Here is a 17,060-nt window from a genome sequence, read left to right as displayed (position 1 = left end):
TGTCCGTCATATTCGTGCGGTCCTTCTCATCCAGGAGAGCACCGAATCCATGACGAGCAAACCGGCACCTCACCGCCCGCAGACGCCGCAACCTCCCGTCCTCAAACAACTGGCCTTTGCCTTTCCGTTTCTGCGCAAGGCGCAAGGCAATGCCAGTGCATCCACCCGTTTCACCGACGAGCACGACATTTACCGCCTTCTTGCCACGAACGAGCCGTCCGGCTCGTATCTCGTCAGCCGCAAGGGCATGTGGCACGGTGGCATCCACATCACGGAGGCGGGCGCGGGGCAGGCGCTCGACCTCGACGCGGGACTACGCTGCATCGCGGATGGTGTGCTGATCGCGTATCGCGCCAACCAGGACTATCCGGTCAGCGAGGCAAGCGTGGACGGCAGTAACGTGCCGCTTCGGGCTCCGTACAGCACGGGCTTTGCGCTGGTGCGGCACGAGATGGAGTTTCCGCGCGGCACGCAGCTGACGTTCTACAGCCTGTACATGCACCTGATGTCCAACGCTGACTATGACAACTTCCCGAAGCGGCAGAAACCGGCGTACTGGTCGCGGCAGTGGCAGGTGACGCAGTTTGCGCAGGACAGGCCACGGCCGGGTCGCAGTGGGCAGGTTGCGGATCCGTCGCAGGTGGGTCTGCCTGTGCGCAGGACGCCGAATGGCTCCATCGTTGGCATCGTGCCGCAGGGGGCAAGTGTCAGCATCGGCAAGACTGACACGGTGCATGGTGCAACGTGGGGCCAGCTAACGGACCTGAACGGAGCAACGCTGTATGCGCCCGAGGCGGGCGGCTACGTCGCAGCTTCCGCGGCGGTGGGCGGATGGATTTGCCTGGGCGCGCAGAATGGCGGGCCGGTCGCGAAAGAGCGGATTCCGGATTCGATGTTCGACCGGGTGATTGTCACGACCAACCGGACGTGCAGCGCGGGCGATCCACAAGGAACGGCCGGTGGCGTCCCGGTCAAGGCCGGTGACCTGATCGGCCACCCTGGCCGCTATGACTCGCTCAACGCATGTACGAGCGGAACGCGGATGGCGCACATCGAGGTGTTCTGCGACGGGGGCATCAGGCAGTTCATCAAGTCCGGACGCGACTGGGTTCGGGCCAACTGTGCGCACGAGGACCGGTGGAGCGAGCTGGGCCTGTCACCGGAGCCCACCATTCTGCGCGTGGCGCGTGGAACGACCCTCTACCATGACCATGCCAATGGGCGATCCGGCAAGGACCCGAAACAGACCGATGTGGTCCAGGCTTATCGATTTGCCGCGCTGCCGCAGGATGACGGTCACAGGTTCATGGAACAAGACCCCGGCAGCGACGGGACGAAACGGCGCTGGTGGAAGGTAGACAGCGCGGATGTGCGAGGCAACCCTATTCGCGGATGGGTACGTGAGCAGAGCTTCGAGGGCGGTCGCGTGACGCGGGAGTTTTCGCAAAGCTGGATCGACTTCGAGTGTTACGACGAGGACCACGATCCGACGCACACCATTTTTGCAACCACGGGCGACTATGTGGACTATGCGCTTCGCACTGAGGCATCCGGTGCGGGTTCACTTGGCAAGCTGAGCCCATTGATAGCCGCAATCTATCGCGTCCTGTATCCGGGCGGTGACGGTCTTTACGCGGCGGACGAGCTTTGCAGCGCGGGACAAAGCCCTCAGCGTTCCGGATTTCCGTGGGCCGCGTTTCGCGCATCGCGCCTCATCGCGAAACACGAAAGTGAATGGGCCAATCCGGCGAAGTGGCAGGCGCTGGTCAGTGCCATCGAAGAGCGCACCGGACACAGGCCCGAGCATGAGGAGGAGAAGAAGCGCATCGCGAAGCTGGTGTGGTGGGACGAGGTGGCGGCGGGCGTCCCTGGCTTCCCCGGATCGGATGTGTATCACATCAATCCGATCGGGCTGGTGGGGAATTTTGCGCGGAGAGAGGCGCATCCATTCATTACCATTCAGGGTCAACGAATCGAACTGCAGTTTTTGTGGAAATACAGTGGTCAGTCGCTTAATGAAAGAGACTACGCAGAGGCGGCTACAGAACTGGGCTGTCACTCGCACGCAATAAAGGCTGTTGCAAAAACGGAATCCGGTTCGTCAGGCGCCTACTTCAAGCCAGGCCAAGATTTGGCTTCAGGGGATGATCTGGTGCCAGCCATTCTCTTTGAGCGACATCTATTTCATCGTGCTACCCATGGCAAATTCGATCAAAGCCATCCTCACATTTCCAATCCCACACAAGGGGGCTACGGAATCAAGGCAATTCAATATGAGAAATGATGGAAGCTTACGCACTTGACCAAACCGCGGCATTGCTCTCCGCATCCTGGGGACGATTTCAGATATTGGGGAGCAACTTCAAGGCCGCGGGCTTTCAAAGAGTGCAAGACTATGTTGCATCGGTAAGTCAGTCGGAATCTAATCAACTTAGGGCGTTTGTCTCATTTATAAAGGCGGATCCGATTTTAACGAAGGCCATTTGCAATGAGGATTGGCACGCGTTTGCAGTTCGATATAACGGGCCCGCCCAGCAGGGCTATGATGCGACGATCACGAGAAATTATCGGGAGTTAGGTGAAAAATGAGATTGATAAGATACTGGATTTGTATTGGGATTTTTTTTGCAAATGCAACTTGCGGGGATGCTTTTGCTGCCCGTTCGCTATGCGCTCCGGAAGAATCAGTGATTTTCTCCTGTGCAACTAGAGAATCAAAGAAGATCGCTTTGTGTGTGGATAATCGAACAAAGATAATGACATATCTGTTTGGAGGGGTTGGAAATATAGAGATGGCGTACTCCGCAAACGAGGCGAGCGAGAATGGCTTTACTTATAATCATTATTTTCGGGCGGATGTTGATTATGCGCGAATTTCTTTCGTGAAGGGGGGGTGCGAGTATTCGGTGTTTAGGAGCTATGATGCAACTGAATCTCGGGTTCCACGTTATGGAGTTGCCGTTGCTCGTCGTGGAGGCGATGAAGTGCAGATTAAATGCCAATCTAAAGTGGTAGATCATCTCTCAAACGTTATTGATCATTTGAAGTGCGATGCGAGTAGCGCACTAGGGTGCTCTTGATTTTCAACTCAGCTGTCTAGCTCGCTGGGACCGTCGGTCGGCACTGGGAGGGATATTTTTGGATGACAGACGCGTATCACCATGACGGCCCAGTCTGGCTTACGGCGGAAAGGAAAATTCGGAGCTCAAGGTATGCCAGTATTCGATCTTGTCTTGAATAGGGTATGTTCTAAAGTGGCGGACTGAGGGTAGCCAATGAAAGCGATGCTGCTAATTCTTGGGCGGCCTGTGCAACCTGTTTTTGCATACGCTTCCCGGCCTCTTGCATTCGCGGAAATTCAAGACCTTGGGCCGGTCCCGCAAGTAATTCGCTCAACCATGAATCAGACATCTCCTTCAAACCTTATGGATCGCTGAATTGCAAAATGTAGAGAAAAAATTGCGCTGTCATAGGTTAGTCTCATATTTACATGGTTTGTCGCGACTAGTGAGGCCTGTAGATTGGGGGCGACACTTGGTCCCACATGGCTAGCGCCAAAACCGTCAAAAGGCGATCCTCACTCATGGCTTTCGACTGGTGACTCAGGGTGGCGATTGCGACGAAGTCACGCGGAGGTTTTATTGGCATTGCCTCGATTCCGGAATGGCCGAGGAGGCTATACGTAAGCGATATTCTTTTGACGAGAATAAAAATCCTCCCCTCACACCTTCAACAACCCCTTCTTTTCAATAAACTTCACCACCTCGTCGAGCCCTTCGAGCGCCTTCAGATTGCACATCACGAAGGGCCGCTCGCCGCGCATCTTCTTCGCATCCGACGCCATCACGTCGAGGTTCGCGCCCACCAGCGGCGCGAGATCGGTCTTGTTGACCACGAGCAGATCCGACTTCGTGATTCCGGGTCCGCCCTTGCGCGGGATCTTCTCGCCGCCCGCGACATCGATCACGTAGATCGTCAGGTCCGACAGCTCCGGACTGAAGGTTGCCGCGAGGTTGTCACCACCCGATTCGATGAACACGATGTCCGCGTCCGGAAAACGCGTGAGCATGCGGTCGACGGCCTCGAGGTTGATCGACGCGTCCTCGCGGATCGCCGTGTGCGGGCAGCCGCCCGTCTCGACGCCCATGATGCGTTCGGCCGGCAGCGCACCCGCGACCGTCAGCAGACGCTGATCCTCTTTCGTATAGATGTCGTTCGTGATCGCGACGAGGTCGTACTGGTCGCGCATCGCCTTGCACAGCATTTCGAGCAGCGTGGTCTTGCCCGAGCCGACCGGGCCGCCGACGCCCACGCGCAGCGGCGGCAGCTTCTTGGTGCGGGTCTGGGTCGAGGTATGGGGAGCCGGATGATGAGGTGCGTTCATGATGGATCGTGGGAATCGTGTTACGAGCGGAAGAGCCGCGAATACTGCGACTCGTGGCGCGCCGACAGAATGCCGAGCTGCGGCGCGAATGTGTTGAGATCGTCACGCGAAATGGCGAGCGCGCGCGGGACGGCCGCATCGAGCGGTTCGCGCAGCGCGACGATGATGCGCTGCCCCGCGAGCTGGCCGAGCGGCACCGCCTTCAACGCGGCGGCGGCCTGGTTCTCGACCCAGCTGAACGCATAGGCGGCGAGCGCGGCATCGGTGGACGCATCATGCGCGTAGGCGGCGAATGCGAACGCGCTCGGCTGCGCGAGCGGCGTCAGCGACGCGAGCGTTTCGCGCCTCGCTGCATCGCCCCATTCGAGCGACACGCACAACTGCCGCAGCGACCAGCCCATCTGCTCGGTTTCGCGGCGCAGTTCGGCGGACTCGCGGCTCGCTAGAAATTCGGCGTTGGCGTCGGCGAGTTCGATCGCGTCGTGCGTGCGCCAGCGTTCGATCTGCTGCGCGAGGAATGGCAACTCGCCGCGCGCGAGCACGTCGGTCAGCCCGCGTTCGATCCACGTGCGCGCGGAGTCGGCGTCGGTGATGAGTTGCGCTTCGATCGCCGCTTCGAGACCCTGCGAATAGCTGAACGCGCCGATCGGCAGCGCCGGCGACGCGAGATGCAGCAGCGCGGTCAGTTCAGCGATGCGCATGGTGATGCGAGTGATGCCCATGTCCGCACGATTCGTCGTGCACGTGGTCATGATCGTGGTCCTGCGAGTGCGAGTGCGAAGAGCCTTCACGCGCATGCTCATGCCCATGATGCTCACCAAACACCTGCTGTGCGATCGCATAGTCCTCGGCGAAAGTCTCATCGTGCCCGTGCTTGTGCCCACCGCCATATGCGCCGGCCTCAGGCTGAAACGGCAGCGACACCCGCTCGAGCGTCGCGCCGATGCGCTCGAGCATGTCGGCGAGCACCGGATCGTATTCGAGCTTCAGATAATCGGCGCCCACTTCGACCGGCGTATGACGATTGCCGAGGTGATACGCGGCGCGCGTCAACGTTAACGCGTCCGAAGCGCGTACCACAAGCACGGCTTCGTCAGCCGCAACGACACGCACGAGCCCGCCATCATCGGCGACGAGCATGTCGCCATCGCGCAGCACGGTGCCGCGCGGCAACAGCAATGCAATTTCCTCGCCGTTATCGAGCGTCGCGGCAAGACGGCTCTTGCGACGTTCATCGAACGCGAGCGTCAACGTCGGCGCTCGCTTGACGAGTACGGGCGCGATCTTCAGATGCGGCGCGAGAAGTTTGTTCAGTGTACGCATGATCAGAACAGGAAATAGCGTTGCGCCATCGGCAGCACGGTGGCCGGATCGCAGCTCAGCAACTGGCCGTCGGCGATCACCTGGTAGGTTTCCGGATCGACGCTGATGTTCGGGCGCCACGCGTTGTGAATCATGTCGGCCTTCGTCACGTTGCGGCAGTTCTTGACCGCGACGATGCGCTTTTCCAAACCATAGCGTTCGGCGACGTTCGCATCGGCGGCGAGTTGCGACACGAAAGTCAGCGACGTGCGACCGAGCGCGCCACCGCGCGTCGCGAACATCTCGCGATAATGCACGGGCTGCGGCGTCGGAATCGATGCATTCGGGTCGCCCATCTGCGCCATCGCGATCATGCCGCCCTTCAGGATCAGCGACGGCTTGATGCCGAAAAACGCCGGCTCCCAGAACACCAGATCGGCCCACTTGCCCGGCTCGATCGAGCCGACCTCGTGCGCGATGCCGTGCGTGATCGCCGGATTGATCGTGTACTTCGCGACGTAGCGTTTCGCGCGGAAATTGTCGTGACGCGCGTTGTCCTCGGGCAGCGCGCCGCGTTGCACCTTCATCTTGTGCGCGGTCTGCCACGTGCGGATGATCACTTCGCCGACCCGGCCCATCGCCTGCGAATCGGAAGACAGCATCGACAGCGCGCCGAGATCGTGCAGGATGTCCTCGGCCGCGATCGTCTCGCGGCGAATCCGCGATTCGGCGAATGCGATGTCTTCGGCAATCGACGGATCGAGGTGATGGCACACCATCAGCATGTCGAGATGCTCGTCGAGCGTGTTGACCGTATAGGGCCGCGTCGGATTCGTCGACGACGGCAGCACGTTCGTTTCGCCGCACACCTTGATGATGTCCGGTGCATGTCCACCGCCCGCGCCTTCGGTGTGATACGTGTGGATCGTGCGGCCCTTGAACGCGGCCACCGTCGTTTCGACGAAGCCCGCTTCGTTCAGCGTATCGGTGTGGATCGCGACCTGCGTGTCGGTATCGTCGGCGACGGAAAGACAGTTGTCGATCGCCGCGGGCGTCGTGCCCCAGTCCTCGTGCAGCTTCAGGCCGATCGCGCCCGCGGCGATCTGCTCGGTCAGCGGTGCCGGCTGGCTCACGTTGCCCTTGCCGAGAAAGCCGAGGTTCATCGGATAGCCGTCGGCCGCTTGCAGCATGCGCTCGAGATGCCACGGCCCTGGCGTGCAGGTCGTCGCATTGGTGCCGGTCGCGGGGCCGGTGCCGCCGCCGAGCATCGTCGTCACGCCGCTCGCGAGCGCTTCCTCGATCTGCTGCGGGCTGATGAAGTGGATGTGCGTATCGATGCCGCCCGCGGTCACGATCAGCCCTTCGCCGGCGATCACTTCGGTGGCCGCGCCAATCGCGATCGTCACGTTCGGCTGGATGTCCGGATTGCCGGCCTTGCCGATCGCCGCGATGCGGCCGTCCTTGATGCCGATGTCGGCCTTCACGATGCCCCAGTGATCGAGGATCACCGCGTTCGTCACGACGGTATCGACGACATCGGCATGCACGCGCTGCGACTGGCCCATGCCGTCGCGGATCACCTTGCCGCCGCCGAACTTGACCTCTTCGCCGTAGGTCGTAAAGTCGCGCTCGATCTCGATCAGCAGTTCGGTGTCGGCGAGGCGCACGCGGTCGCCGGTGGTGGGGCCGAACATCTCCGCGTACGCGCGGCGGCCAATGCGTAGTGTCATGGTGTGGGTCCGGAGTGAGCTACAAGCGAGCTACAAGCAACGCAAGGCGGAGCAGGGCGGTCGAAACGCGAGGGCGCGGGCAGCGCATCACAGCTTGCCCATCACCTTGCCGTTGAAGCCGTACACGACGCGCTCGCCCGCCAGCGCGACGAGTTCTACCGTGCGCTCCTGGCCGGGCTCGAAGCGCACCGCGGTGCCCGCCGCGATATTCAGGCGAAAGCCGCGCGCCGCTTCGCGATCGAACGACAGCGCGTCATTCACTTCGTAGAAGTGGTAATGCGAGCCGATCTGCACGGGACGGTCGCCGGTATTCGACACGACCATCGTGACCGTCGCGCGGCCCGCGTTCAGTTCGTGCTCGCCGTCGTCGATGAGGAGTTCGCCGGGAATCATGGGGCCTGCCTTGACGAAGAGGAGTTCAGGGAATCGGATGATGGACGGTGACGAGCTTGGTGCCGTCGGGAAACGTCGCTTCGACCTGGATGTCGGGGATCATTTCGGGCACCCCCTCCATCACGTCGGCGCGCGTGAGCAGCGTGGTGCCGTAGTGCATCACCTCGGCGACGCTCTTGCCGTCGCGCGCGGCTTCCATCAGCGCGGCGGTGATGAAGGCGACCGCCTCCGGATAGTTCAGCTTTAGGCCGCGCGCGCGGCGCCGTTCGGCGAGCAGCGCGGCGGTGAAGATCAGCAGCTTGTCCTTCTCGCGAGGTGTCAGCTTCATCGGGGTGTGGGTCTCGGCGTTGAGGTGTCGTGGCGGCGTGCTCGTCGCGCCATCAGCCGGTCAAGGTATCAAGCCCGGCTAACGGCGCGCTTACAAACGCGCTTGCACGATTACAGGTCGGCGGGCAGTGGAGCGCCGAACCACTTCTTCGACATCGCACCGAGCGTACCGTCGTGTTTGGCCTGCGCGATTGCGGCATCGACCTTCTGTTGCAGGCGCGGCTCGTTCTTGTTCATGCCGACGAAGCAGGGCGAGTTCTTGATCACGAACTTCGGTTCCGGACGGCGCGACGGGTTCTTCGCGAGGATCGCGGCCGCGACGATGTTGCCGGCCGCGATCAGCTGCACCTGGCCGGACAGGAACGCGGCGATCGTCGCGTTGTTGTCCTCGAAGCGTTTGATCGTCGCGTTCGGCGCCATCTGTGTGAGACCGATTTCCTCGAGCGCGCCGCGCGTTGCGCCGACCGTCTTGCCTGTCAGATCGGCGGGAGCGCTCACCTTGATATCGGCGGGACCGAACACGCCCTGGTAATACGGCGCGTACGCGCTCGAGAAGTCGATCACCTTCTCGCGCTCAGGCGTTTTGCCGAGCGACGAGATCACCAGATCGACCTTGCCCGTTTGCAGATACGGAATGCGATTCGCGCTGTTGACCGGCACCAGTTCGAGCTTCACGTTCATCGCTTTGGCGAGCAGCGCGGCGGTGTCGATGTCGTAGCCCTGCGGCTTCATGTCGGGACCGACCGAGCCGAACGGCGGATAGTCCTCGGGCACGGCGACCTTCAGCACGCCGGCCTTGGCGATGTTGTCGAGCGTGTCGGCGTGCGCGGCGCCCGCGTGAAACGCGAGGTCGGCGAAGATGGGTAGGGCGAGTAGCGCGGCCAGCAAGGCGCGGCGCGCGGAGCGGGACAGAGTGCGGGTCATTGGCGTGAGCGTGGTGGTGTCGTTGGAGTCGGGTCGTGGCTGGCTTCTTCGTGTCCGGCCGCGAAGTGGCGAATCCAATGCAAGCTGTGTGCCATCGTGCATCGCCCCGATTGGGCGGCATGCTGCGCCGGTTCGCGCACATGCTTGGGGCGTGCGCGTGCGCCGCCTTGGTGCGTGAGGAGGGCATTGAAGACGAAAGCGGGAAGCCGCGCGCTCAGGTCGACCAGATCCGCAACGGCACCGCCGCGACACCATGCACAACCGGCCGCAATTGCAGCCAGCAGCGCGTGAGCGCGTGCTGCAGCGTTTCCATCGAGCGTGACACCGCGCGCACGAGCAGTACGCCGTTGGTCACGCACGAGGCTGCCGCTCGCAACGTGTCGTCGAACGGCAGTTGCGCGGTGAGCGACTCGGCGAGCGCGTCGTCGCAAGCAGCGCCTACGGCCCACAGCGTGCCGTAGGCCGGAAAGCCCGCGAGGCCCTGCGGCGCGTCGCGCAGCGGATCGTCGGCGCTAAGCGTCGCGCGTTCGAACCACAGCGGCTCGCCATTCGCGCCGACGATACGCGACACCGCGCGCAAGCTACCCGCCGACCAGCGTTCGCCGGCCGCCTGGCGTCCGAGCTGCGTTGCATCCCAGCCGATCGCGCTCGCGCCGGCGCCGAGCGTCAGCGAAAAATCGAGTTGCGCGTTCGCGTGATCGAACACGATGTTGTTCTGCGGCAGCCAGTCGAGCTTCGCCTGTTCGCCGACCTGCAGCGCAATGCGCTGCCGCGCCGCGCGGCCGTTCGACTTGTACCACTTGGTTGCGCCCGGCGTCGTCAGCACCGCATGCGTGTGCGCGCCGAGGGTGATGTCGATGTCGAGCTGATCGCCACCCGCGACGCCGCCGGGCGGATGCACGATCACCGCGTGACAGATCGCCGGGCCTTCCGGATAGAGTGGCCGTTGCACGCGCAGCGGCCCATCGTGCAGCCGGTGCGCAAGCGTCGTGCGAGCGTCGCCGCCGACGAAGCCGAGTTCGAGTCGCGCGCGCCACGGTGAGTGAGCGGTGGCGAGCGTGGCGTGGTTTTCGTGGAGCGACATGCGGATGAAAGGGGGAACCGGCGTGCGGCGAGGATAGCACGCGGGTCGCGGCGCGAGAGCCGCGCGCTAGCGACTACGACGCAGTGTCTTCAGGCGAGGCCTCGGTCACCGACAGCACCTTGATGCCCTCCCACTGCGGATGCAGCAGCCGGAGCAACGCGACGATAGCGCGCGGGGTGTTTTCCTGGACGGTCAACGAGTCGCTGCCTGTCTCGATTGCTTTCTTGCCATGTCGGCAGTACTGATACTCGACGTTAACCGTCACGGACATGCTTTTCTCCCTTCTCTTCTCTAACGATGTTGTGTTGCTAACCCGGGTTTTACAGCGGCAGCGTCTAGCGCACGCGGCTCGGCGCGGCGTGATCGTCCACGCCGCGTTCCGCGCGATTGATGAATCCGCAGTCGAGCAGGAGCTGACAGAAAGCTTCCGGCGAACACGACGGACCGGTCGTCTCAGCCATTCTCGCGAGGACGTCCTGGAACGACGCGAGCACGTGCCAGCTGTCGTAGTACGCGTGCAGCTGGGGCGCGAGTTCGTTGCCGAGCTTCTCCCAGCGCACCGACAGCATGCCGACCGTACCGCCGCTGTCCACCTCGAATAAACCAAAGGTGACCGCCGACACCACGTTCATCACCCGGCAATAGGAGGCTGGGTTTCTGTAAAACTCGCGTCTGACCTGCTTGTTGTCGTCCATGGTGTCCACCTGTCGAACCGTTGCGGCGCTGCCTAGCCTGTGTAACGGTTGCGCGGCGGATAACTTGAGCGGTGAGCTTCAGTCGCGTTAGACGGGGCCGACGGCGCGGGCCGCAAGCTTTCTAACTGCTGTCGCAGATTGAAAAAACGCTTACACGGCAATCAACCCCCGCACTCCATCGGCATCCATGTTCGCCCCTTCGCCGCCCGCGATGATTTCGCCGCGACTCATCACCCAGTAACGATCGGCGATCGCTTTGGCGAAGTCGTAGTACTGCTCGACGAGCAGCACCGTCATGCCCATGTCCTCGACGAGCTGCCGCAGCGTGCGGCCGATGTCCTGAATGATCGACGGCTGGATGCCCTCGGTCGGCTCGTCGAGGATCAGCAGTTGCGGCTCGCTCATCAGCGCGCGGCCGATCGCGAGCTGTTGCTGCTGACCGCCGGACAGATCGCCGCCGCGGCGGTTGCGCATGTCCTTCAGCACCGGGAACAGCTCGTAGATGCGCTCGGGGATTTTCTTCGGCGCCTTTCTGCTGGCGGCGCCCACCAGCAGGTTTTCCTCGACGGTCAAGCGCGGAAAAATATCGCGGCCCTGCGGCACGTAGGCGAGCCCCTGGGCGACGCGCGCATGCGTGGGCAGTTTCATCAGCGGTTCGCCGCGCCACGCGATCGCGCCGCTTTTCGCGGGCACGACGCCCATCAGGCAACGCAGCAGCGTGGTCTTGCCGACGCCATTGCGCCCGAGCAGCACCGTGAGCTTGCCGTCGGGCACCGTGAGTTTCACGTCGCGCAGAATATGGCTGCCGCCGTAGTACTGGTTCAGTCGGTCTACTTCGAGCATGTTTCAGTCATCCTGTCGGGTTGACGATGCGGTACCGCCTTGAGCTTCGATCAGCGGCCGAGATAAGACTCGATCACGGTCTCATCGCGCTTCACTTCGTCGAGCGTGCCGTGCGCGAGCACGCGTCCTTCGGCCATGACCGTCACCTTGCCCGTATCGCCCGCGAGCGCCGCGACGAACTCCATGTCGTGCTCGACGACCATCATCGAGCAGGTGCCGCGCAGGTGGTTTAGCAATTCGGCGAGTTGCATCGTCTCGTCGTCGGTCATGCCGGCCGCGGGTTCGTCGAGCAGCAGCAGCGCAGGGCGTTGCATGAGCAGCATGCCGATTTCGAGGCGCTGCTTCTGGCCGTGCGATAGCTCTCCGGCGAGCCTGCGCGCTTCGCTTTCCAGTCCGATCAGCGCGAGCGTTTGCTCGATGCGCGCCTGCGCGTCTCGATCGAGCCGTGCGCGCAGCGACGCCCACCAGCCTTTGTCGGTTTTCATCGCGAGTTCGAGGTTTTCCCACACCGGATGCTGCTCGAACACGGTCGGCTTCTGGAACTTGCGGCCGATGCCGGCGCGCGCGATCGCCGGTTCGTTCATCCGCGTCAGATCGATCGACTGGCCGAGAAACACCTTGCCTTGATCGGGCGCGGTCTTGCCCGTGATCACGTCCATCATCGTCGTCTTGCCCGCGCCATTCGGGCCGATGATGCAGCGCAGTTCGCCCGCGTCGATCGCGAGCGACAACGCGTTGAGTGCGCGAAAGCCGTCGAAGCTGACCGTCACGTCTTCGAGGTACAGGATCGTGCCATGCGATACGTCGATCTCGCCGGGCACGACCGTGTGCCCCATGCTCGCGACGCCGCTCAGCGAGCGTTCCGCCGGTGCTTCGGGCAAATCCAGATCGGGAACCATCGGGTTTTCGTTCATCAGCGGTTCCTCAGCGGTTTCTTTTGCGCGTCAGCAGATCGGCGAGACCCATGATGCCGTTCGGCAGCAGCAGCGGCACCAGCACGAAGATCAGGCCGAGAAAGAACAGCCAGTATTCGGGGAAGTTCGCCGTGAAGAAGCTCTTTGCGCCGTTGACCGCGAACGCGCCGATGATCGGCCCGATCAGCGTGCCGCGTCCGCCGACCGCGACCCAGATCGCCATTTCGATCGAGTTGCCCGGCGACATCTCGCCCGGATTGATGATGCCGACCTGCGGCACGTACAACGCGCCCGCGATGCCGCAAAGCACCGCCGACACGGTCCACACGAACAGCTTGTACGCGAGCGGGCTGTAGCCGAGAAACATCAGCCGCGTTTCGCCGTCGCGCACCGCGGTCACCACGCGGCCGAGCTTCGACGTGACGATCGCGCGCGCGCCGAGGAACGCGGCGATCAGCACCGCGAAGGTGATCAGCAGCAACGCGGCGCGTGTGCCCTGATGCGTGATCGGAAAACCGCCGATGCGCTTGAAGTCGGTAAAGCCGTTATTGCCGCCAAAGCCCGTTTCGTTGCGATAGAACAGCAGCATCGCGGCGAAGGTCATCGCCTGCGTGATGATCGACAGATACACGCCCTTCACGCGCGAACGGAACGTGAAGAAGCCGAATACCCACGCGACCACGGCCGGCACCAGCACGACCAGCAGCAGCGCATAGCCGAGATGCTGCGTGCCTTGCCAGTACCACGGCAACTGGTGCCAGTCGAGAAACACCATGAAGTCGGGCAGATCGCTGCCGTACTTGCCGTCGTGACCGATCGCGCGCATCAGGTACATACCGATCGCATAGCCGCCGAGCGCGAAGAACAACGCGTGGCCCAGACTCAGGATGCCGCAGTAGCCCCACACCAGATCGAGCGCGAGCGCGGCGATCGCATAGCACATGAACTTGCCGGTCAGCGTCATCGCATACGCGGACAGATGCAAGGCGCTCGTCTGCGGAATCACCAGCGCGGCGAACGGCACGCCGAGGCCGAACGCGATGATCAACGCGATCAGCGCGAGCCACGCGCGACGCGACAGCAACGCGGGCCGCGGTGGCAGACCGAGCGCAAAGCCGGTGTTGAACTCGCGCGCGGCGCCTGCACCCGCGCGCGACGACGCGGCGGAAGAAGGGTTCGACGACGAAGTAGCCGATGTCATCTCATGCCTCCGCGCTACGGCCCTTCAAGGCGAACATGCCCTGCGGACGCTTCTGGATGAACAGCACGATCAGCACGAGCACCGCGATCTTCGCGAGCACCGCGCCCCAGAACGGTTCGATCGCCTTGCTGACGAGCCCGAGGCCGAAGCCGCCGAGCACGGTGCCCGCAAGCTGGCCGACACCGCCGAGCACGACCGCCATGAACGAATCGATGATGTAGCTCTGGCCTAGATCGGGCCCGACATTGCCGATCTGCGACAGCGCGCAGCCGCCGAGCCCCGCGATGCCCGCGCCGAATGCGAACGCATACGAATCGACACGCGCGGTTTTCACGCCGACGCACGCGGCCATGCGGCGGTTCTGCGTGACCGCGCGCACGAACAGACCCAGGCGCGTGCGCGTGAGCACGGCCCACGCGATCGCGACGACGATCAGCGAGAACGCGAGAATCGCGAGCCGGTTGTACGGCAGGATCAGGTTCGGCAGCACGGTCACGCCGCCGCTCATCCACGACGGATTGACGACCTGGACGTTCTGCGCGCCGAACAGCATGCGGGTCGCCTGAATCAGGATCAGGCTCACGCCGAAGGTGGTCAGCAGCGTTTCGAGCGGGCGGCCATACAGGTGCTTCAGCACGAGCCGCTCGAGCACGATGCCGGCCAGCGCGGCCGCGACGAAGGAGGCCGGTATCGCGACGAGCGGATACCAGTCGAACGCGTTGGGTGCAAAGCGCTGAACGAGGTTTTGCACGACGTAGGTCGCGTACGCGCCGATCATCAGGAATTCGCCGTGCGCCATGTTGATCACGCCGATCAGGCCATACGTGATTGCGAGGCCGAGCGCGGCGAGCAGCAGCACGCTGCCGAGCGACAGCCCCGCGAACAGCGTGCCCGCGATCTGGCTGCGGCGCTGGATCGCATCGAGCTCATCGATGCCGCTTTGCGCGGCCGCGCGCACGCGTTCGTCGGTTTCGGCAAATGTGCCGTCGGCTTTCTTCGCGACTAGCGGGCGCAGCAACTCGTTCATATCGAGATCGTGACGCGCGGCGACCAGTTGCACTGCTTCGAGACGCTTCGAAGGGTCCGGGTCGTGCAATGCGCTCATCGCCCACAGCGTGTCGAGACGCTTCTTCAGCGCGGGATCGGTTTCTTTCGCGCGCGCCGCGTCGACGAGCGGTTTGATCGATGGATCGGGGTTTTTTAGCAGCGCATCGATGGCGGCTGCGCGTGTCGCCTGGTCGGGCGACGCGAGTTGCAGACCCGACAGCGCGCCCGCCACTTTCGAGCGCAGCAGGTTGTTCAGCGTGACGGGTTGCGCGTCGCTCGCTGCGACCGGCTGGCCGGTGACGGCATCGCGGGTGGCGTCGCCGTCCTGCAGCAGTACCGCGCCTGAGTCGGTGGCGAGCGCGCTGTCGTCGGCGAGGGCCTTCAGCACCGCGCGCGATGCGGTGTCATGCGTGGCGATCAGTTTGTCGATCGCGGCGGACTTTGCCTCGAAGTCGTCGCCGGCGAGCGGCGCGACGTCGGCCTGGGTCAGCGCGAATGCGGCGCCCGGCGCGGCGGCGAGAAGAACCGCGAGCGGCAGCAGGAGCGCCGCGCCGCGTCGTCGTACGGAAGTCGGAAATGAAAACGCCATGATGGCCTTTTGCACTGGGTTGAATCGGTGAGCCGCTCAGCGCGCGAGGGTGCCGCTGCCGCTTCAGCGGGACGCCGCCGCGCGAGCGCCGCGCGTGCCGGTACGCAGGCCGCACGTCGCGGCAGGCGGCTGTTGCGGCGCGGCACGGGCGGTTCGCCGCGTGCCGCGACGCGGCTCACGCCGGCACGTCACGCAACGCGCGAGCGCCGCAGGAACGCCGGAATCGAGCTGACCACATCCGGCTTGCCCGCATTGCCGGCGATGAACGGGCTCCACGGTTGCGCGCGGATTGGCCCCTTGGTGCGCCACACGACGTTGAACTGGCCATCTGCGCGTACCTCGCCGATCATCACCGGCTTGTGCAGATGGTGGTTGCCGTCCATCTCCAGCGTGAAGCCCGACGGTGCCGCGAAGGTCTGCCCGACCATCGCGACGCGCACCTTGTCGACCTCAGTGCTCTTTGCTTTCTCGACCGCCTGCTTCCACATATGGATGCCGACGAAGGTCGCCTCCATCGGGTCGTTGGTCACGCGCTTCGTGCCGCCCGGCAGGTTGTTGTCCTTGACCCACGTGGCCCATTGTTTCTTGAACTTCTCGTTGGACGGATTGCGCACCGACATGAAGTAGTTCCATGCCGCGAGATTGCCGACGAGCGGCTTCGTATCGATGCCACGCAGTTCCTCTTCGCCGACCGAGAACGCGACGACCGGCACATCCGACGCCTTCAGCCCCTGGTTGCCGAGTTCCTTGTAGAACGGCACGTTCGAATCGCCGTTCACGGTCGAGATCACCGCGGTCTTGCCGCCTTGCGAGAAGCTCTTGATGTTGGCGACGATGGTCTGATAGTCGCTGTGACCGAACGGCGTATAGACCTCCTGGATGTCGGTTTCCTGCACGCCCTTCGATTTGAGGAACGCGCGCAGGATCTTGTTGGTCGTGCGCGGATACACATAGTCGGTGCCGAGCAGGAAGAAGCGCTTCGCGCCGCCGCCTTCGGCGCTCATCAGGTATTCGGTCGCGGGAATCGCCTGCTGGTTAGGAGCTGCGCCCGTATAGAACACGTTGCGCGACATTTCTTCGCCTTCGTACTGCACCGGATAGAACAGCAGGCCGTTCAGTTCCTCGAACACCGGCAGCACCGACTTGCGCGACACCGAGGTCCAGCAGCCGAACACGACCGCGCATTTGTCCTGCGTCAGAAGCTGGCGCGCCTTCTCGGCGAACAGCGGCCAGTTCGACGCCGGGTCGACGACCACCGGCTGGATTTGACGGCCCATCACACCGCCGTTCTTGTTGATGTCGGCGATCGTCATCAACGCGGTGTCTTTCAGCGACGTCTCGGAGATCGCCATCGTGCCGGACAGCGAATGCAGGATGCCCACCTTGATCGGACCGCTATCGGACTGCGCGTGCGCGAACGGCACGCGGCCCGCGAGCGCGAGCGCGCCGGACATGGAGCCGAACTTCAACAGACTGCGACGTTTCATGTGCTTTCCCCTTGTCATTGATGGTCACTGTTTATGAGCGTCGATTTCAGCCAGCAGGCTGAGCTCGCACGGCTTGCCGCTCGTCTACTGCAAGGCACATGCCATGTGATGCATTCGACGCGATGCGTGTGCGATGCCTG

General features: G+C 63.2%; 17 protein-coding genes. 2 read left to right on the top strand and 15 right to left on the bottom strand.

What is annotated here, in order from left to right:
* Positions 1-49 precede the first annotated feature (49 nt).
* Positions 50-2,284 carry an N-acetylmuramidase domain-containing protein gene (locus QFZ94_RS26950; RefSeq protein ID WP_429460687.1) on the top strand — a complete coding sequence of 745 codons (2,235 nt, stop codon included), beginning with the start codon at positions 50-52 and terminating at the stop codon, positions 2,282-2,284.
* Positions 2,284-2,589, top strand: a complete 306-nt coding sequence (locus QFZ94_RS26945; protein ID WP_429460685.1) for an N-acetylmuramidase domain-containing protein — start codon at positions 2,284-2,286, stop codon at positions 2,587-2,589. Before QFZ94_RS26950 ends, QFZ94_RS26945 begins: the two co-directional genes overlap by 1 nt.
* A 1,132-nt stretch (positions 2,590-3,721) precedes the next feature.
* On the opposite strand, the gene ureG is transcribed toward QFZ94_RS26945, so the two are convergent.
* From ureG to urtA, 15 genes are all read right to left on the bottom strand, one after another.
* Positions 3,722-4,384, bottom strand: coding sequence for an urease accessory protein UreG (gene ureG, locus QFZ94_RS26940; protein ID WP_429460683.1), 663 nt, complete (start codon positions 4,382-4,384; stop codon positions 3,722-3,724).
* 20 nt (positions 4,385-4,404) lie between these two features.
* The gene (locus tag QFZ94_RS26935; RefSeq protein WP_429461936.1) at positions 4,405-5,085 is read right to left on the bottom strand and encodes an urease accessory protein UreF; all 681 of its coding nucleotides are present in this window, start codon (positions 5,083-5,085) and stop codon (positions 4,405-4,407) included.
* Positions 5,072-5,707, bottom strand: coding sequence for an urease accessory protein UreE (ureE, locus tag QFZ94_RS26930; protein ID WP_429460681.1), 636 nt, complete (start codon positions 5,705-5,707; stop codon positions 5,072-5,074). The genes QFZ94_RS26935 and ureE overlap by 14 nt, the downstream gene beginning before the upstream one ends.
* 2 nt (positions 5,708-5,709) lie before the next feature.
* Positions 5,710-7,416 (bottom strand): urease subunit alpha, encoded by a 1,707-nt coding sequence (gene ureC / locus QFZ94_RS26925; RefSeq protein ID WP_429460679.1) that lies wholly within the window; start codon positions 7,414-7,416, stop codon positions 5,710-5,712.
* Between the two features lie 87 nt (positions 7,417-7,503).
* On the bottom strand, positions 7,504-7,809 hold the full coding sequence (locus tag QFZ94_RS26920; protein ID WP_429460677.1) for an urease subunit beta: 306 nt from the start codon (positions 7,807-7,809) through the stop codon (positions 7,504-7,506).
* Positions 7,810-7,834: 25 nt separating this feature from the next.
* Positions 7,835-8,137 (bottom strand): urease subunit gamma, encoded by a 303-nt coding sequence (gene ureA, locus QFZ94_RS26915; protein WP_008923043.1) that lies wholly within the window; start codon positions 8,135-8,137, stop codon positions 7,835-7,837.
* 110 nt (positions 8,138-8,247) lie between these two features.
* Entirely contained in the window at positions 8,248-9,060 is an 813-nt protein-coding gene (locus QFZ94_RS26910; protein WP_368585910.1) for a transporter substrate-binding domain-containing protein, read from the bottom strand.
* Between the two features lie 214 nt (positions 9,061-9,274).
* Positions 9,275-10,144: an urease accessory protein UreD gene (locus QFZ94_RS26905; protein ID WP_368585911.1), complete on the bottom strand. Its 870-nt coding sequence runs from the start codon at positions 10,142-10,144 to the stop codon at positions 9,275-9,277.
* Between the two features lie 73 nt (positions 10,145-10,217).
* Positions 10,218-10,415, bottom strand: coding sequence for a hypothetical protein (locus QFZ94_RS26900; protein WP_368585912.1), 198 nt, complete (start codon positions 10,413-10,415; stop codon positions 10,218-10,220).
* Positions 10,416-10,479: 64 nt separating this feature from the next.
* Complete coding sequence (locus QFZ94_RS26895; RefSeq protein WP_368585913.1) at positions 10,480-10,839, bottom strand: hypothetical protein; 360 nt, start codon at positions 10,837-10,839, stop codon at positions 10,480-10,482.
* Positions 10,840-10,989: 150 nt separating this feature from the next.
* Positions 10,990-11,682: an urea ABC transporter ATP-binding subunit UrtE gene (urtE, locus tag QFZ94_RS26890; protein ID WP_368585914.1), complete on the bottom strand. Its 693-nt coding sequence runs from the start codon at positions 11,680-11,682 to the stop codon at positions 10,990-10,992.
* A gap of 50 nt (positions 11,683-11,732) precedes the next feature.
* On the bottom strand, positions 11,733-12,596 hold the full coding sequence (gene urtD, locus QFZ94_RS26885) for an urea ABC transporter ATP-binding protein UrtD (RefSeq protein WP_368585915.1): 864 nt from the start codon (positions 12,594-12,596) through the stop codon (positions 11,733-11,735).
* Between the two features lie 10 nt (positions 12,597-12,606).
* The gene (gene urtC, locus QFZ94_RS26880; protein WP_429460673.1) at positions 12,607-13,797 is read right to left on the bottom strand and encodes an urea ABC transporter permease subunit UrtC; all 1,191 of its coding nucleotides are present in this window, start codon (positions 13,795-13,797) and stop codon (positions 12,607-12,609) included.
* Position 13,798: 1 nt separating this feature from the next.
* Positions 13,799-15,433 (bottom strand): urea ABC transporter permease subunit UrtB, encoded by a 1,635-nt coding sequence (gene urtB / locus QFZ94_RS26875; protein ID WP_429460671.1) that lies wholly within the window; start codon positions 15,431-15,433, stop codon positions 13,799-13,801.
* 188 nt (positions 15,434-15,621) lie between these two features.
* Positions 15,622-16,920, bottom strand: coding sequence for an urea ABC transporter substrate-binding protein (urtA, locus tag QFZ94_RS26870; RefSeq protein ID WP_368586640.1), 1,299 nt, complete (start codon positions 16,918-16,920; stop codon positions 15,622-15,624).
* Between the last annotated feature and the right edge of the window lie 140 nt (positions 16,921-17,060).

The sequence above is a fragment of the Paraburkholderia sp. JPY465 genome, assembly GCF_050436725.1.
Classification (GTDB): domain Bacteria; phylum Pseudomonadota; class Gammaproteobacteria; order Burkholderiales; family Burkholderiaceae; genus Paraburkholderia; species Paraburkholderia youngii.
This window is presented reverse-complemented; position numbering and strand designations above follow the sequence as displayed.

Coding starts and splice junctions, on each gene's coding strand:
- QFZ94_RS26950 (WP_429460687.1), top strand. CDS start 50: ATGACGAGCAAACCGGCACCTCACCGCCCGCAGACGCCGCAACCTCCC.
- QFZ94_RS26945 (WP_429460685.1), top strand. CDS start 2,284: ATGGAAGCTTACGCACTTGACCAAACCGCGGCATTGCTCTCCGCATCC.
- ureG (WP_429460683.1), bottom strand. CDS start 4,384: ATGAACGCACCTCATCATCCGGCTCCCCATACCTCGACCCAGACCCGC.
- QFZ94_RS26935 (WP_429461936.1), bottom strand. CDS start 5,085: ATGCGCATCGCTGAACTGACCGCGCTGCTGCATCTCGCGTCGCCGGCG.
- ureE (WP_429460681.1), bottom strand. CDS start 5,707: ATGCGTACACTGAACAAACTTCTCGCGCCGCATCTGAAGATCGCGCCC.
- ureC (WP_429460679.1), bottom strand. CDS start 7,416: ATGACACTACGCATTGGCCGCCGCGCGTACGCGGAGATGTTCGGCCCC.
- QFZ94_RS26920 (WP_429460677.1), bottom strand. CDS start 7,809: ATGATTCCCGGCGAACTCCTCATCGACGACGGCGAGCACGAACTGAAC.
- ureA (WP_008923043.1), bottom strand. CDS start 8,137: ATGAAGCTGACACCTCGCGAGAAGGACAAGCTGCTGATCTTCACCGCC.
- QFZ94_RS26910 (WP_368585910.1), bottom strand. CDS start 9,060: ATGACCCGCACTCTGTCCCGCTCCGCGCGCCGCGCCTTGCTGGCCGCG.
- QFZ94_RS26905 (WP_368585911.1), bottom strand. CDS start 10,144: ATGTCGCTCCACGAAAACCACGCCACGCTCGCCACCGCTCACTCACCG.
- QFZ94_RS26900 (WP_368585912.1), bottom strand. CDS start 10,415: ATGTCCGTGACGGTTAACGTCGAGTATCAGTACTGCCGACATGGCAAG.
- QFZ94_RS26895 (WP_368585913.1), bottom strand. CDS start 10,839: ATGGACGACAACAAGCAGGTCAGACGCGAGTTTTACAGAAACCCAGCC.
- urtE (WP_368585914.1), bottom strand. CDS start 11,682: ATGCTCGAAGTAGACCGACTGAACCAGTACTACGGCGGCAGCCATATT.
- urtD (WP_368585915.1), bottom strand. CDS start 12,596: ATGAACGAAAACCCGATGGTTCCCGATCTGGATTTGCCCGAAGCACCG.
- urtC (WP_429460673.1), bottom strand. CDS start 13,797: ATGACATCGGCTACTTCGTCGTCGAACCCTTCTTCCGCCGCGTCGTCG.
- urtB (WP_429460671.1), bottom strand. CDS start 15,433: ATGGCGTTTTCATTTCCGACTTCCGTACGACGACGCGGCGCGGCGCTC.
- urtA (WP_368586640.1), bottom strand. CDS start 16,920: ATGAAACGTCGCAGTCTGTTGAAGTTCGGCTCCATGTCCGGCGCGCTC.